We start from the raw sequence: 14404 nt of genomic DNA on the forward strand, positions 1-14404 counted from the left end.
GATTATCTTTCGAGCTAGGCGGTGCTCATATGCTAACCCGCCGCCATTTTGGTCACTTAAGCGGTACCCACCGTGTCGGGAACGGGCACTATGTGACATGAATTTGTACGTTTTTTCAATGGTTTGCCGAGAGAGCGTGCTTCAGAACCTGCGGCGGAGCCGCATCCCGAGCGGGCGGCCGTCCGGGTCGACGAGCACGTGGTGCAACGGGGCGACGAGGAGCCGCTGCGTCACGGCGAGCTCCGGGGGCACGTACCGGCGCAGCCGGCCGGGCGGCCGGGGGCCGGGGCGGCCGCTCTCGTGCCAGGCGTCCAGGGCCCGCGCGCTCGCGGCGAAGGCGTCGAAGGCGGACACCGGGTCGCACAGCTCGTCCGCCGCCCCGGCCCCGGTGTGCTCGCGCATGAGTTCCAGGCGCAGCTCCCGGGCGAAGGCGCGGGCGCCGTCTCCGAGACCGCCCGGGTCGGCCGGCCGCCTCGGGTCCGGGCGCTCGTCGTACACGGCGCAGCCGAGCTCCGAATCGTGCGTCCACGAACGGAGGTTGACGTTGTCGGAGCCGACCGAGGCCCACACGTCGTCGATCACGCACACCTTGGCGTGGACGTAGACCGGTGTTCCCGCCCGGTTCTCCAGCCCGTACACCGCGACCCGGTCGCCGCCGGCCCGGCGCAGTTCCTCCAGGGCGTTGATCCGTCCGATCAGGTTCATGGGCAGTGTGAGCCGGCCGGCCTGCTCCGGGACGGTGGGGACGACCCCGATCAGCCGGAGCCCCGGGTGCCCGGCCAGCGCCCGGGCGAAGCAGTCCACCACCCGGGGGGACCAGAGGTACTGGTCCTCCAGGTAGACCAGTACCCGGGCCCGGCGCAGCGCCTTGGTGTACCCGCGGGCGATGCTGCGCTCTCCGTCGGGGGCGAAGGGATAGCCGTACAGGAGACGGTTCGGATAGGTCCGCAGCAGTTGGACGGTGTGCGTGCCACAGGACTGCGGGTCGGGTGTCTGCGGTGGCAGCCGGTCCGCACTGACGTCCTCGCGGTGCATCAGCTGCCGCAGCCGGGTGAGCGGGCTCCGGCTGAGCGGAGCCGGGTCCTCCCACCGCTCGCGGAAGACGGCCTCGACGTCACCGACCACCGGCCCGCGCAGGGCGAGCTGGACGTCGTGCCAGGGCGGGTGCGGCCCGTAGGCGGCGGCCAGGGGCAGCGACTGGCGGTCACCGCGGTGCGAGGAGTCGTCGTTGCGGTTGCGACAGAGGTCTATCCCTCCGACGTAGGCGACGTCCAGCTCCGGGCGGTCGCGGTGGCGTAGCACCACCAGTTTCTGGTGGTGGGAGCCTCCGGGCCGCACCCTCATGTCGAGCAGGCACTCACCGCCGGCCCGTGCGATCTCCTGGCCGAAGCGGAGGTTCTCTTCTTGGCTGAAGTGAAGACCGTCCAGGTGCGAACGCCACAGCAGGCCCTTGACGAGGACGCCGCGCTCGGCCGCCCGGCACAGCACGGAGCCGACCTCCGTGCCGGGTCCGTCGAGCCGCTCTTCGGGATCGCCGCGCCAGTCGGTGAACAACAGCAGATCGCCCGGACCCGTCGCGCGGACGGCCGCGAGGAGCTCCGCGAAGTAGACGGCGCCGTGGACCAGGGGCCGTACGTGGTTGCCCGTGGACCAGGCCGCGCCGTCGTGGCGGCGCCGGTCCAGGCGCGTCGCCCGGTTGCCGCGCTCAGCGGGGAGCAGGAGCCAGTCGGCGTGTGTCACGGTACCGGCTCCCCGGCCGCGCGCTACCAGGAGTGACGGCGGTCATCTGGTCCTCCGATCACGCCGGTGCACCGCAGTTCCAGGCTAGCCGCCGCCGGACGGCGCGGCGCCCTCACGTCACGGGTTCGACGGGGGCACCGCGGCCGGCCGGGGCTTGCGGGACGGCTCCCCCGCGCACGCCGCGCGTCCCCCGGAAGACGACGTCGGCCATCCGCCGCTCCGGGCCGCTCCGGCGCAGGTAGCGGTAGCCGAGGAAGGCCGCCGGGCCGAAGAACACCTGGGCCGGGACGAGCGTCGGCGCCTGATCGGTGGCCGCGGCGAGGACCTGCAGCGTCGCGACCGGGGCCACCGCACCGAAGAGGGTGACCAGCGCGATCCCGGTCCGCAGTCCCCGTTTCCCGTACGCCTTGTAGGCGGTGGTGGTGAACAGGGCGTACGCCAGCAGGTCGCCCATGCCGACCACCGCCCCCAGTTCCTCGCCGATGCGCAGGCCCGCGGCGGGGGCGTACGGATACCCCTGGACGGCTTCGGACAGCTGCTGGGTCAGTGGTACGACCCAGGCGAAGAAGGCGTCGTACGCGGTGAGCGCGAGCAGGAACCACGCGACGTTCTTCAGCCGCATGCCCCCCCCCTGCACGTTGAGGTTCGTGGCGGAGACGACGATCAGCGCGACGACGGCGCTGTTCGCCACCCAGTACGGCGGCGCGGTCTCGCCGAAGGCCCGGTGCGCGACGAGGACGCTCGCGATCAGTACGGCGATCAGCGCCCGGCGCAGCCGGCCGTTCCCGATCAGTGGCTGGTAGCCGACGGACAGCCCGCCCGCGAAGACGAGGGCGAGCACCACCGGGAGGACCGCTCCGGGCAACGTCAGGTAGATGTAGGGCAGTGCCAGGACGAAGCCCATCATCAGGAAGATGTCGCTGCCGTTGAAGACGCCGACGGGCGGCCTCGGGGTGCGGACGGCGCGGAAGTAGGCGATCGCCCCGGCGCACACGCCGACCGCCCGGGCGATGGTGACCGCGAGCTGGAAGAAGACGCTCACGCGTGGCTCCGGGTGAAGGTGTGCTCCGACAGGTCGCAGCGCAGGGGGAAGAGGCGCGCGGCCTCCTCCTCGTCCACCGGCAGGACCGTGACGCGGGCGTCGACGCCCTGGGCCCGCAGCCGCTCGGCCACCGCCACTTCGGTGACCTCCTTGGAGGCGACCTCCACGTGGAGCCGGCCGTCGGCCCCGACCTCCGCCCGGTGGCTGGCGCAGCGGGAACGGCAGGCCGGGCGTGCCGTCCAGCGCCTCCAGGACGTCGCGCGGGGTGACGATGCCGTCGATGGTGCGGTGCAGGGTGCCCGCCTTGCCGAGGACGTGGGAGACGGCGGGCACGGCCGCCAGCTCGCAGTCCGGCGGGCCCTCCAGGGTGCGGACCACGTCGCCGGTGTTGTAGCGCAGGACCGGCATGCACTCCCGGTAGGGGAAGTAGGGGGTGACCGTCAGTTCGCCCAGTCGGCCGGGGGCGGCGGGCTCGCCGGTCGCCAGGTCGAGGACCTCGGTGTAGCCCGTGTTGGGGTCGATGTGGAGGTGCCGCTCGCTACAGGTGCGTCCGCCGACCGGCAGCAGTTCGGTCATGCCGAAGGCGTCGCCGACGGTCAGGGCCCCGAAGGTCTCGCGCAGGACCTCCGACAGGCGTCGCGACAGCATCTCCCCGCCGGCGTAGATCGCGCGCAGCGCGAAGTCGTCGGGTCCGTAGCCGCGCCGCCGGGCGGCGGTGACCATCTGACCGAGGTAGCTGGGGTTGCCGGTGAGGATGGTGGGCCGGGCGCCGCCTCCCGGGCCCAGCAGGTGCTCGACGGACTCGTCCGGCGGGATCTGTCCCACGACGTGGCACGAGGCGTTGGCGAGCCGGCAGACCTCGACGTCCTCCTGCACGGCGGTCCCCACTAGGGGCGTCTTGTCGGTCGGGCCGGGCACGCCGAGCCCGGCAGGCCACGCGGCAGGACCCGGGCCGGAGTGCCGACGGAGGGTGACCGTGCCACGCTGAATCGGGGGAACGCCGACTCCGGCACGCCGGACCGGCTCTGCCATCGAGGAGATCGACATGGCCAGTGACGCCAGCAGTTCCCGGACCAGTCAATCGCAGCCCAGCTCCTGGACTGCACCCACATCGGGTACGACCATCACGGCGGGCGCCCTGATGGTCTTCGCGGGCGCGATGGCGATCTTCGAAGGGATCGCGGCACTCGCCAGGGACGACCTGTTCGTCGTGACGCGGCACTACGTGTTCGAGTGGAGCGTGACCGGCTGGGGCTGGGTCCACCTGATCCTGGGCATCGTCCTCGTCCTCGCCGGCTGCGCCGTGTTCACCGGAGCCCTGTGGGCGCGCTTCTTCGGCGTGGCCATAGCCGGCCTCGGCGCGATCGCCAACTTCCTGTGGCTGCCGTACTACCCGTGGTGGGCCGTGATCCTGATCGCCGTCAACCTGTTCGTGGTCTGGGCGCTGTGTGCGGGCATGCAACGGGAGGCCGATGCGGGCATGACCGCCTGACCTCGGCCGGAGCACCCGGGGAAGGTCCGAAAACGATCGAAGGGCCGCTTCGGATTCCTCCGAAGCGGCCCTTCGACCTACGACTCTCACGAGTCGGGACGACAGGATTTGAACCTGCGACCCCTTGACCCCCAGTCAAGTGCGCTACCAAGCTGCGCCACGTCCCGATGCGCGCTGACCTGGGGTTTCCCCTGGTTGAACGCGCAGGAGAACGATACCGCACTTCGTGGGGTGGTTGCGCGCACCTTTTCCACGTCCGGTCCGTGCGGCCGTGTCGCCGGCTTCAGCCCGGGTCCACGGTCAGCTCCGGATGGGCGGCGATCAGGCGCTTGGGAGCGGCCTGGAGCCAGGAGTCGGTCAGGATGGTGCGCAGCTCGGCCGCGTTCCGCACGGCCGCGAGCCGGACCCGGATCCAGGCGTAGCGGTCGTCGTGGCCCGCCCGCAAGAAGAACTTCTCCGGCTCCGCCGCGATCAGCTCGGCCCGGTCCTCCTTGGGGCACTTCACCCCGATCGAGGTGTCGTCGTCGGCGAGCGAGACGAAGATCTTCCCGCCCACCCGGAAGGTCGGCATGCCCCAGGCGGGCTTCTCGCTGCTGTCCGGAAGCGACAGTGCGATCAGGCGGACGTCCCGTGCGGTCACGGCCATCCCGGTTCTCCTCTCCAACCACCGGTGAACCCTTGTCCGAACGACCGTAGCCCCCGGCACCGACAGACCCGCTCACCCCCGCCGGTCCTCCCGCTCGTGCACCAGCGCCACCAGGTCCGCGGCGAGCTCCTTCACCGCGGCGAGTCCCTCCGTGCCCCACTTGCGGGGCACCACGTCCACCGCGCACACCGTGCCCAGGACGATCCCGCGCCGGTCCGTCAGCGGCGCGCCCGCGTACGACCGCACTCCGCTCTCGTCCACCACCGCGTTGCCCGCGAAGCGTGCGAAGTCCCGCACGTCCTCCAGTACCAGTGCCCGCCGGCGCACCACCACGTGCGGGCAGTAGCCGTGGTCGCGGGCCAGCACCCGCGCCGGGTACCCGCTCGCCGGGGCCCCGGCGGCGTGGTGCAGCCCGGCGAAGAACTGGCGTTCCTCGCCGATGAAGTTCACCCCCGCGTACGGTGCGCCGAGCGCGTCGGCGACGCGCCTCGCGAAGGCGTCCAGTTCGGCGTCCGTACGCTCCCCCAGGCCCAGCTCGCGCAGCCGGACCGCACGTGCGGGTGCCTCCCGGTCGACCGGCGTGAGCAGCAGGTGTCCGTTCGATTCGTAGTACGTCATGGCGGTTCCCCCGACTCCGAAGACGAAGAGCTGACCGTGGACATGCAGATCAGGTGCCGGACGAGGGCGGCCAGCGTCCCCGTCCCGGAGCTCGCCAGGCGCGCGTCGCACCGTACGACGGGCACCTCGGGCCCGAGCCCCACCGCTTCGCGGACCTCGTCGGGCCCGTAGCGGTGACCGTCGTCGAACTCGTTGACGGCGACGATGAAGCCGATCCCGCGCCGCTCGAAGAAGTCCACGGCGGGGAAGCAGTCCTCCAGTCGGCGGGTGTCGGCGAGCACCACCGCCCCGAGCGCGCCCGCGCACAGCTCCTCCCAGAGGAACCAGAAGCGGTGCTGTCCCGGAGTGCCGAAGAGGTAGAGCACGTGGCGCTCGTCCAGGGTGATCCGGCCGAAGTCGAGCGCGACGGTCGTCGTGGTCTTCTCCTGGACCCCGTGCAGCGGGTCGAAGCCCGCACCGAGTCCGCTGAGGAGTTCCTCCGTGCTCAGCGGTTCGATCTCGCTCACCGCGCCCACGAAGGTGGTCTTGCCCGCCCCGAAACCGCCCGCGACCAGGATCTTCAAGGTCGCGGGCGGAGCTCCGGCGGCCAGGGCCGGAGCGGGGGCCGGGGCCGGGGCGTCACAGTCGTTTACGTAGGCCATCGAGCACCGCCAGGAGCAGGGACCGGTCGTCGGCGGCGCACGAGTTCCCGCCCGGGAACCGCGGCGCCTGCGCCATGACGGCCCCGTGTTCCATCAGATCGGACAGCAACACCTTCACCACGACGGCGGGCAGCCGCAGCTGCCCGGCCACCTCGGCGACGGTGACGGTGGTGGCGCCCGCGCACATCCGCAGGGCGAGCGTGTGCTCCGCCCCGAGCGGAACGTGCGGCCGCACCCCGGTCGCGCTCACCAGCGAGAGCAGGTCGAGCGTGCAGCCCGGCCTGGTCCGCCCCCCGCTGGCGGTGTAGGGACGCATCACGCGGCCCGCCGAATCGTCGAGCCACGGTGTGTCCCGTCCCTTCGCGTACGCCCCCGTCCCGCGGGCCCTCATCGCTCCGTGTCGGCGACGGGCCGCCGCGGCGAGGCCGCGAGGTACGGACGTACGCTCTTGACCAGCATCGCCATCTCGTAGCCGAGCACCCCGGCGTCGGCCTCCCGGTCGGCGAGGACGGCGAGACAGGTTCCGGATCCGGCCGCGGAGACGAAGACCAGCGCACTGTCGAGTTCGACCACGACCTGCCGCACCTCGGCGCCGTCCGCGAAGCGGGCCCCTGCGCTGCGGCCCAGGGAGTACAGCCCGGAGGCGAGCGCGGCCATGTGGTCGGCGCTGTCGGCATCCATCCCGTGGACGCAGGTCACGAGCCCGTCGGCGGTGAGGAGTACGGCGCTTCGCGTGTACGGCACGCGCTGCACCAGGCCGCTGAGCAGCCAGTCGAGGTCAGAGAGCCGGCCGCCGGTCTTCGTCGCCACTTCGCCGCCCATGGGGGTGCGCTCCTTGCTGATGGGGTGAGGGGTCGGGGTCATACCTGGTTCTCCGACTGGGCCAGGCCGAAGCCCCGTTGGAAGGCGGCCATCAGGCCCGGGTCGTGCACCGGCTGCTCGGGGTCCGCGGCCCGCCGGGGGGCGGGGGCCCCGCGCAGCTGGGGCGCGAGGTGCTCCTGAGCGCGGCGCCGGGGCAGCCGCGGCCGGTCGCCCGTGGCGGGCCTGCCCGGTGCGGAATCGGCCGCGGGCACCGGTCCGGGCGCCGGGGCCGGCTCCGGCGCCGACCAGGCCACCGCTCCGGTCGGCGCATCCGGCACGGAACCGACCCGGGGATCTGCCGCGGGCGCCGACCAGGACACCGCCCCGGACCCGTCCGTCGCCCCGGACCGGGGTGCGGGCAGGGACGCGGGGCGGGGCTGGGGCCGAGGCTCCGGCCGGGGGCGGGGCACGGGCCGGGACGCGGGTTCCGACGGGGTCGCCGCTCCGGGCCCGGGCCGGGTGCCGGCGCCGGCCACGGGCACGGACACGTAGGCGTGGGCGGGGGCGGACGGGGCGTGGGACGGCGATGCGGGTGCGGGGTGCGGCTCGGGGTGGTGCGGGGCCCCGGCCCCCGGGCCCTCGGAAGCCTGCCCGGCCTCCGGCCGGGACGTCGGCAGGGGCGTCCGTACCGGCTCCAGGGCGGGCATCGCAGACCCCTGCCCGGTCCCCCACGAGGTGGCCCGCGAGCCGCCCGCCGCGTCGGCCGCGGTGGGCGCCTCCGCGCCCAGCAGCTCCTGCGGCAGCACCAGCACGGCGAGCACGCCGCCGTAGATGTTGGACTTGAGCTCGACGGCGATCCCGTGCCGGCGGGCCAGCGCCGACACCACGAACAGGCCGATCCGGCCGTCCGCCAGCAGGTGCCGGACGCTGATCTGGTCGGGGTCGCCGAGCAGGGCGTTCATCCGGTGCTGCTCCTCGGCCGGCATGCCGAGTCCACGGTCCTCCACCTCGACCGCGATCCCGGCGGTGACCCGCTCGGCGCGCAACACCACATCGGTGTCGGGGGCGGAGAAGACCGTGGCGTTCTCGACGAGTTCGGCCAGCAGGTGCACCACGTCCGCGACGGCGTGCCCGCGGACGCTGCCGCCCGCCGGGGGCACGACCTTGACCCGGGTGTACTGCTCGACCTCCGCGACCGAGGAGCGGAGGACCTCGCTCAGGTCGATGGGCCTGGTCCACTGGCGGCGGGACGCCGCGCCGCCCAGCACGGCGAGGTTCTCGGCGTGCCGGCGGATGCGGGTGGCGAGGTGGTCGACGTGGAAGAGCTCCTTGAGCAGGTCCGGGTCCTCGACCGTGTCCTCCAGGTCGTCGAGCAGCGAGATCTCGCGGTGCACGAGGGACTGGAGCCGGCGCGCGAGGTTGACGAAGACCTCGACCTTGCGGTCGCTGTCGGTCGGGGCGGCCGGTCCGGCCAACCGCAGGAGGGTCGTGTGCGCCTGTTCACGGGCGCCCCGCAGTTCCTGGGAGAGCAGCCAGAACTCGTCCATCCCGGCCGGGTCCGCGCCGGGCAGCGGCGAACTCGGTCCACCGCGCACCGGGAGGGGCGGGTTCTCGCCCCGTTCCAGCCGGTCGGCGGCCGTGCGCAGCTCGCCCCGGCCGCGCACGCTGGAGCGGCGCAGCGCCTCGCACCGGTCCCGTACGGCTTTGGCGGCGCGCTGGGCCCCGAGCAGGGCCGCGGCGAGGGCGCCGACCACGAGGAGGGCGCAGCCGGTCAGTACCGGCCACAGCCGGGCGTCGCGGTCGCCGGCTCCCCCGCCGAGCTGGAGGGTGAAGATCACCGCGGCGGCGCCGCTGAGCCCGGCGGCGAGCGTGGGCAGCAGGGCGGCGCGCACCAACTGGGGGCGTATCTGCCGGGCGGGACCCGAGACGGCGTGTCTCGACGGGGCATGGCGGGCGGCGCGGAGTCCGGACATGTGCGTCCTCGGTACGTGGGGCCCGGCCCCCAGCGTTCCCGGGGCCCGGTGTTGATCACCGAATACCCACGCTAGACCCCATCGCAGCACCCCGGAGCGCCAGTTGGCGAACTTCGCGGGGGTGCTTCCCGCTCCCGGTGGAGCGCTCGTACAGCAGCCCGAATGCGCCGGTCGGCCCCCTGGGACCACCCCGGCGGCGCCCCTCGGCAGCCGTCACCACACCGCTGGAGAAACCGAGTTGGGCGTCCGCCGGGCGGTCCGCGCCGGTGGACGGGAGCCCGCTCGCCGCGCGCCAACGTCTCAGAGCATCCGCTCGGCTGTCGCCGCCCGGGTGCGCAGCGCGTCGGCCTCCTCGTGCCGGCCCCAGGCAGCCAGGATCCGCGCCCGGTATTCCATCGCGTACCCGTCGCCCAGTTCTTCGGCGCGCAGGAACGCCTGGACGGCCCGCTCCAGGTCACCGCAGTCCCGGAAGGCCACGCCCAGCGCGGTGATCGGGAACGCCTCGTCCTGCGCAAGGACGACCGGAGCCCAACGCTCGACACCAGCCGCATCGCCACGGTCGAGCGCCTGCTTGACGAGGCCCAGCATGGCGTCCGGATCGCCGAGCACCGCGGCCTTCTCCCAGATCACCTGCGCGCGGTTCGCGTCACCGGCCACCGCGTGCAACATTCCCAGGTTGAAGCCGGCAACCGCGTTCCCGGCCGCCCATGCCCGGCCCCACCAGTGCAGCGCGCCGTCCCGGTCACCCTTCGCGTGCAGGCCCGCCGCCAGGTTCCCCATCGCCACGTCGTCACCCAGCTCCGCCGCAGTAGTCAGCTCGGCCAGCTTCTCGTCCGACTCCGACCGCCGGCGGAACCACCGAGCCATCAGCAACCACCCCCGCAGCACAACTGCACCGACCCCCGGAATTGCGGGCGGCGAACACCTCTCACCCGGCGATCATGCCAGCCCATGGCCCGGACGGCTCGCGCGAGGGCGGCCCGCCGGGTCAACGAGGTCGACCCCGCCCTGCTCCGGGCGGACGTACTCGGCCACTCGTCCCGGGCGACCGGACCCGACGATCGGCGCCCAGCACTCAGCTCGCCGAGTGAAGCGCTCACCCGCCAACTGAAGAGCTCGATCAGAACCGGTGTGACTGATTCCCAATCGTCGTGGTCAAGCAGTCGGAGTGGTGCGGGAAGGCGAGCTGATGGTCAGGGACGCACGCCGTGGCGATCCTCTGTGCCGACGCCGAGAACGGCTCGAGCAGCCGCCAGACGCTCCCTGGACTCGGCTATCCACTCTTCGCCCATATCGAGCGGGACTGAGACGACGATCTGGGTGCTGGGCCCGTCATGGACTTCGACCACGTAGGGGTCGTCGGCAATGAATCGGAGGTAGGCCGTGCGGCCGGATCGGGGCCAGTCCGCCATGAACGGCTCGTCGAGGTCGGCCTCCTGCTCGTTCTCCTCGAGGGCGTCCAGAAGCCGACCCCAGTCCGAGAGGTCCTCGGAGTCGAACCCGAGATGGACGGTTCCGTTCACGAAGCCGCTTGTGACGACGGCTTCCGCGTCGTAGTACCGGACGCCCAGGCTTTCGAGCGATGGGCTTCGCCGATCCGGGCGGCGTACTGGGACCGCTGCGGCCGGCTTGCCGAACCGCTGACCGCCGACTCAGGAGGACGCCGGTTCGCGTACCAGCATCCAAATGATCGCCGGGCATCGGCGTGGGGGATCAGGCCGGGGCGCGCAGCCCCGCCAGGAGGCGGTCGAGCGCCTGTTCCGCGGCCTGCGGGTCTCCGCCCCGTGCGATCCAGAGCGCGGCCTCGTTCATCGCTCCCGAGAGCAGCCGGGCGAGGGGCTCCACCGGCTGATCGGCGATGATCCCGGCCGCGGCGAGCGCCGCCAGGGCCTCTGCGAGGTGCCGGGCGGAGGACTCCTCGTCCATGGTCCGCCACTCGTCCCAGCCCAGCACGATGGGCGCGTCGACCAGCAGGATCTGCCGCACCGCCGGGTCGGTCCCCGCTGCCAGGAAGGACCGGCAGCCGGCACGGAGCTGCTCCCAGAGGTCCTCGTACTGCCCGGCCTCGGCCGCGACCCGCTGTCCGAGTTCCTGCTGGACCTCGGCGACGACGGCCCGGAAGAGCCCCTCCTTGCTGTCGAAGTGGTGGTAAGCGGCCCCCTTGGTGACACCGGCGGCCCGCGCCACCTCGGCCAGCACCACGTGGTGGTAGCCGTCGGCGGCGAACCGCCGCTGCCCTTCGGCCAGCAGCGCCCGCCGCGTGGCCGCCCGCTGCTCCGCCCTGGAGACCGCCATCGCGCTCATCACCCTTCCCATTTCACATACCGAGGGTATGCTAACGCCAGAATTCACATACCCCGGGTATGCGAAATGGAGCTGAAAGGACCCTGCCATGACGAACGAACCCACGGCCCCGCCCACGACCGGACTCGGCAGCTTCTACCCCGTGCTCGCCACCCGAGACGTGGCGGCCTCCCGCGACTTCTATACCCGTCACTTCGGCTTCGAGGTGACCTTCGCGGCGGACTGGTACGTGAGTCTGCGCCGCCCCGACGCCCCGCAGTACGAACTGGCCCTCCTCGACCACGCCCACCCGACCGTCCCCGAGGGCCACCGGGCAGCGCTCCGCGGCGGCCTGCTGCTGAACTTCGAGGTGGACGACGCGGACTCGGAGCACCAACGCCTCGTCGTCGAAGCCGGCCTGCCCGAAGTGCTCCCGCTCCGCACGGAAGATTTCGGCCAGCGCCACTTCATCGTTGCCGCCCCTGACGGCGTGCTGATCGACGTCATCACCGTCGTACCGCCCGACGAGGAGTACGCCGCCCAGTACACCGACCCGCAGTTCCGGCAAGCGAGCTGATCCCCAGAAGGCGCGGGCAGGAGCCGGCCGGCTCTTGCCCCTCCCCCGTACTGCCCTGCGGCCCGTCACGGCACGCCCGCCCGCCCGCTGGTTGAGCGACGGCCGGGTGTTCAAGCGCCGAAGTGGGTGAGGGGACCCCAGATGTGGGCCGTGTTCCTTTCCTGGGCCAGGCGGGCTACGGCGCGGCCGGCGGCCACGGAGGGCGGGGTGTTCCGTTGCAGTTCCTCGTGCAGGTGGGTCATCAGGAGCTTCGTCTTGTCCACGTCCGGGACCGGCCACAGGGCGGCGATGACGGAGCTTGCGCCCATGGCGAGCACGGAAGCGGGCAAGTCGGCCTGTTCGGCGGATCGGGCGGTGCCCAGGCCTGCGAGGTGGCGGGCGGAGAGGACGACGGTGGCTCCCCGCCGGAGGTCGCGGGGCAGGAGTGCGGACAGCGGGGTGGGGCGGCCGAGGAGAAGGGTGGAGTTCAGCGGGGCCTCGAGGTCGAGGATGCCGTGGCCGGCCAGGTGGATCAGGTCGGCGTCCGCGATCCGCGCGACGAGCCCGCCGGGAACGGCGGCCGGGAGCGGGTCCGCTGCCCGCTGCGGAGCCTGGCCGGTTCCCGCCCCCGGGTCGGGGTCGCGCAGGATCACGGGGTCCACCCCGTGCAGTGCGGCCACCTCGCGGGCCTCGGACACCGCCATCTTGATGGGGACTCCGCCGGCCCCGTCGTGGTACCAGGGGTCGGCCACGACGAGGGTCTTGCGCCGGGTACGGGTAGAGCGCGGCCAGGTGCCGGCGAACATCAGGGCCCGGCCGGAGGGGACGACCGTGAGGTCCGTCCTGGCGCAGACCGGTACGCCGTCAACGGGGGTGGTGAACAGCGGCAGCAGCGCGCTCTCGCCCACGGGGATGATGGCGACGCGTCCGCCTTCCAGGTCCGGCCACGCGTCGAGTACGGGCCGCCACACCGAGGCCGCAACGGCTTCGAACACCGACCGGGCCGCCAAGTCCCTGAGTCTCGGCCGTCGCTCGCCGGAGTTCAGCACGTCCCTGACGCGCTTCGCCTGCACCCGGACGGCGTCGAGGCCGAGCAGGGGCAGCGCGATGCTCTCGCACAGGGTGCGGCCGGTCTCCGTAGCCTCCAGCCGGACCGCGGTGCCGGCGCCCGCGCCGGGGACGACGTAGACGACCGAGCGGCCGGTGAGGCTGGCCGCGAGCACGGCGGGTGCGACGGTGGCCCCTGCGTGCAGGGGCCACCTCTGTGACCCGTCGATCACATCCGTCAGATCCTGCAGGAGCATGGCGTCAGCCTGGCTGCGGAGGGCGGCGACGCCGTCGACGGACACGGCCGGCTCCCGGCTCTCCCGGGCGATCGTCTCCTGCTGGCTGCGCCGGATCGCCTGCAGTCGCCGCAGCGCGTCCTCGCCACCGAGGACGGCGGACATCTCGCGTGCGCGGGTTCGGGCGCCGAGCTGCATGGTGGCCAGGGCCTCCGCAATGATGCAGGCGGCCAGCGGGATGCCGGCCCGGTGGGCGACGTCCAGCGACGTGTCGAGCATGACCTGCACACCCGGCAGCAAGTCTTCCGGGAAGGGCAGTGCAAGGCTCGTGCAGCGAGATTCGACGAATGCCACTGCGGTGCAGAAGTTGAGGGCGGAGCAGGTCGCCGGGAACCACTGCCCGCACAACGCGTGCAGGCCGAAGGACGTGCGGGCGGTTTCGACGAGCAGCGGGGCGTACTCCTCGTCGCCACGGCCGAGTTCGGCGAAGCAGTGGCTCATGAGCTGCCACGATTCGGCCACGACCGCGTCCGCCCCCTGCTGCCGGCCGCGCTGGCGCAGGTCCAGGAGGGCACGGTGCACCGCTTCCCGTTCCCGTTCCCTCTTCTTGGTGCGGGCGCGGCCGAACAGAGCCATCACCCGGCGGCGTCCGATGCGGCGGGGGCCCGGACGGCGGCCAGCACGGAGACGATGGTGCCGGCGAAGGCCGCCGGGTCCCGCGCGGGGGTCCCGTCGTGGCCCGGCGGGCAGCTGATCTCCATGCGCACCGCAGAGCCGGGCGGACCCGCGGTGCCGGTGAACACCGGGGGTCCGGCCTCCCCGGTACGCGGTCCCGGCAAGGCCGCGGTCCGCCGGACGGAGTCGGCGATCTGTTCTCGGGCCGGGTACACGCCCACCAGGTTGGCGGAGACGTCCAGGGCCCCTTCCCCGTACGACACCCCGGCCTCCACCTCGTCGAACCCGTCCTCTTCGAGGAGGGCCCGGAGGCCGGCGGGAACGTGCACGTACATGTGCTCGCTCATGTTCAGCACCGTAGCGAGGTACTGCCGGCGGCGCGGCCGAATCCGGACAATACGCGGGGTCCGGCTCGGGACCGCGCGCCCGCGGGGGTGCGGCAGACCGCGGACCTGCTCTCCGGGCTGAGTGTGGACGGCCGCCGGCCGAAGCAGCCGGTACGCGCATGACCCGGCCGGGCCCGAAACCACCCCGGCCGGATCCGGCCACGCCACGTCACGTCACGTCACGTCGTGTCGTGTCGTGTCGTGTCGTTCTTGGCTCTTGGAGCGCACAGCACGGCTAGGTCGTCCGCCTCGGCCCGGCCCCGATCGG

14 protein-coding genes, 1 tRNA gene and 1 pseudogene are annotated in these 14404 nt (G+C 72.9%); 2 read left to right on the forward strand and 14 right to left on the reverse strand.

The annotated features are described in order from the left end of the window. Positions 1-141 precede the first annotated feature (141 nt). Both ACIQK6_RS25665 and ACIQK6_RS25670 read right to left on the reverse strand, forming a co-directional pair. The gene (locus ACIQK6_RS25665; RefSeq protein ID WP_329097387.1) at positions 142-1740 is read right to left on the reverse strand and encodes a phospholipase D-like domain-containing protein; all 1599 of its coding nucleotides are present in this window, start codon (positions 1738-1740) and stop codon (positions 142-144) included. A gap of 112 nt (positions 1741-1852) precedes the next feature. Continuing rightward, complete coding sequence (locus ACIQK6_RS25670) at positions 1853-3670, reverse strand: AMP-binding protein (RefSeq protein ID WP_402695540.1); 1818 nt, start codon at positions 3668-3670, stop codon at positions 1853-1855. A 157-nt stretch (positions 3671-3827) separates the two neighbouring features. Between ACIQK6_RS25670 and ACIQK6_RS25675 the strand changes: the two genes are divergently transcribed. Beyond that, the gene (locus ACIQK6_RS25675) at positions 3828-4274 is read left to right on the forward strand and encodes a hypothetical protein (RefSeq protein ID WP_329097391.1); all 447 of its coding nucleotides are present in this window, start codon (positions 3828-3830) and stop codon (positions 4272-4274) included. A 93-nt stretch (positions 4275-4367) separates the two neighbouring features. Here ACIQK6_RS25675 and ACIQK6_RS25680 read toward each other — a convergent pair. From ACIQK6_RS25680 to ACIQK6_RS25725, 10 genes and pseudogenes are all read right to left on the reverse strand, one after another. Next, a tRNA-Pro gene (locus tag ACIQK6_RS25680) sits at positions 4368-4441 on the reverse strand. Positions 4442-4557: 116 nt separating this feature from the next. Further along, positions 4558-4920, reverse strand: coding sequence for an MmcQ/YjbR family DNA-binding protein (locus tag ACIQK6_RS25685; RefSeq protein ID WP_329097392.1), 363 nt, complete (start codon positions 4918-4920; stop codon positions 4558-4560). A gap of 72 nt (positions 4921-4992) precedes the next feature. Beyond that, a complete protein-coding gene (locus tag ACIQK6_RS25690; RefSeq protein ID WP_329097394.1) occupies positions 4993-5538 on the reverse strand; it encodes a GAF domain-containing protein in 546 nt (181 codons plus the stop codon). Continuing rightward, positions 5535-6179, reverse strand: coding sequence for an ATP/GTP-binding protein (locus ACIQK6_RS25695; RefSeq protein ID WP_329097396.1), 645 nt, complete (start codon positions 6177-6179; stop codon positions 5535-5537). The genes ACIQK6_RS25690 and ACIQK6_RS25695 overlap by 4 nt, the downstream gene beginning before the upstream one ends. Continuing rightward, positions 6157-6570, reverse strand: a complete 414-nt coding sequence (locus ACIQK6_RS25700) for a DUF742 domain-containing protein (RefSeq protein ID WP_329097397.1) — start codon at positions 6568-6570, stop codon at positions 6157-6159. Before ACIQK6_RS25700 ends, ACIQK6_RS25695 begins: the two co-directional genes overlap by 23 nt. After that, positions 6567-7001 (reverse strand): roadblock/LC7 domain-containing protein, encoded by a 435-nt coding sequence (locus tag ACIQK6_RS25705; protein WP_329107489.1) that lies wholly within the window; start codon positions 6999-7001, stop codon positions 6567-6569. Before ACIQK6_RS25705 ends, ACIQK6_RS25700 begins: the two co-directional genes overlap by 4 nt. Positions 7002-7039: 38 nt before the next feature. Further along, positions 7040-8953 carry an ATP-binding protein gene (locus ACIQK6_RS25710; RefSeq protein ID WP_402695541.1) on the reverse strand — a complete coding sequence of 638 codons (1914 nt, stop codon included), beginning with the start codon at positions 8951-8953 and terminating at the stop codon, positions 7040-7042. Positions 8954-9253: 300 nt separating this feature from the next. After that, entirely contained in the window at positions 9254-9820 is a 567-nt protein-coding gene (locus ACIQK6_RS25715) for a hypothetical protein (protein WP_329097403.1), read from the reverse strand. Between the two features lie 326 nt (positions 9821-10146). Further along, positions 10147-10536 (reverse strand): annotated as a pseudogene (locus tag ACIQK6_RS25720) (DUF5959 family protein); the annotation flags it as partial. A gap of 130 nt (positions 10537-10666) precedes the next feature. Further along, positions 10667-11248, reverse strand: coding sequence for a TetR/AcrR family transcriptional regulator (locus ACIQK6_RS25725; protein WP_402695558.1), 582 nt, complete (start codon positions 11246-11248; stop codon positions 10667-10669). A 97-nt stretch (positions 11249-11345) separates the two neighbouring features. Here ACIQK6_RS25725 and ACIQK6_RS25730 point away from each other — a divergent pair, with 97 nt between their 5' ends. Then, the gene (locus tag ACIQK6_RS25730; RefSeq protein WP_329097407.1) at positions 11346-11813 is read left to right on the forward strand and encodes a VOC family protein; all 468 of its coding nucleotides are present in this window, start codon (positions 11346-11348) and stop codon (positions 11811-11813) included. A 110-nt stretch (positions 11814-11923) separates the two neighbouring features. Here ACIQK6_RS25730 and ACIQK6_RS25735 read toward each other — a convergent pair whose 3' ends face one another. Further along, positions 11924-13711: a CHAT domain-containing protein gene (locus tag ACIQK6_RS25735; RefSeq protein WP_402695542.1), complete on the reverse strand. Its 1788-nt coding sequence runs from the start codon at positions 13709-13711 to the stop codon at positions 11924-11926. Continuing rightward, positions 13711-14097: a hypothetical protein gene (locus tag ACIQK6_RS25740; RefSeq protein ID WP_402695543.1), complete on the reverse strand. Its 387-nt coding sequence runs from the start codon at positions 14095-14097 to the stop codon at positions 13711-13713. Before ACIQK6_RS25740 ends, ACIQK6_RS25735 begins: the two co-directional genes overlap by 1 nt. Between the last annotated feature and the right edge of the window lie 307 nt (positions 14098-14404).

The sequence above is a fragment of the Streptomyces sp. NPDC091682 genome, from assembly GCF_044756625.1.
Classification (GTDB): Bacteria; Actinomycetota; Actinomycetes; order Streptomycetales; family Streptomycetaceae; genus Streptomyces.

Excerpts from the sequence above, each read along its gene's own strand:
- ACIQK6_RS25740 (WP_402695543.1), bottom strand. The coding sequence starts at position 14,097 with ATGAGCGAGCACATGTACGTGCACGTTCCCGCCGGCCTCCGGGCCCTC.
- ACIQK6_RS25690 (WP_329097394.1), bottom strand. The coding sequence starts at position 5,538 with ATGACGTACTACGAATCGAACGGACACCTGCTGCTCACGCCGGTCGAC.
- ACIQK6_RS25685 (WP_329097392.1), bottom strand. The coding sequence starts at position 4,920 with ATGGCCGTGACCGCACGGGACGTCCGCCTGATCGCACTGTCGCTTCCG.
- ACIQK6_RS25725 (WP_402695558.1), bottom strand. The coding sequence starts at position 11,248 with ATGGCGGTCTCCAGGGCGGAGCAGCGGGCGGCCACGCGGCGGGCGCTG.
- ACIQK6_RS25710 (WP_402695541.1), bottom strand. The coding sequence starts at position 8,953 with ATGTCCGGACTCCGCGCCGCCCGCCATGCCCCGTCGAGACACGCCGTC.
- ACIQK6_RS25675 (WP_329097391.1), top strand. The coding sequence starts at position 3,828 with ATGGCCAGTGACGCCAGCAGTTCCCGGACCAGTCAATCGCAGCCCAGC.
- ACIQK6_RS25715 (WP_329097403.1), bottom strand. The coding sequence starts at position 9,820 with ATGGCTCGGTGGTTCCGCCGGCGGTCGGAGTCGGACGAGAAGCTGGCC.
- ACIQK6_RS25735 (WP_402695542.1), bottom strand. The coding sequence starts at position 13,711 with ATGGCTCTGTTCGGCCGCGCCCGCACCAAGAAGAGGGAACGGGAACGG.
- ACIQK6_RS25705 (WP_329107489.1), bottom strand. The coding sequence starts at position 7,001 with ATGGGCGGCGAAGTGGCGACGAAGACCGGCGGCCGGCTCTCTGACCTC.
- ACIQK6_RS25700 (WP_329097397.1), bottom strand. The coding sequence starts at position 6,570 with ATGAGGGCCCGCGGGACGGGGGCGTACGCGAAGGGACGGGACACACCG.
- ACIQK6_RS25730 (WP_329097407.1), top strand. The coding sequence starts at position 11,346 with ATGACGAACGAACCCACGGCCCCGCCCACGACCGGACTCGGCAGCTTC.
- ACIQK6_RS25695 (WP_329097396.1), bottom strand. The coding sequence starts at position 6,179 with ATGGCCTACGTAAACGACTGTGACGCCCCGGCCCCGGCCCCCGCTCCG.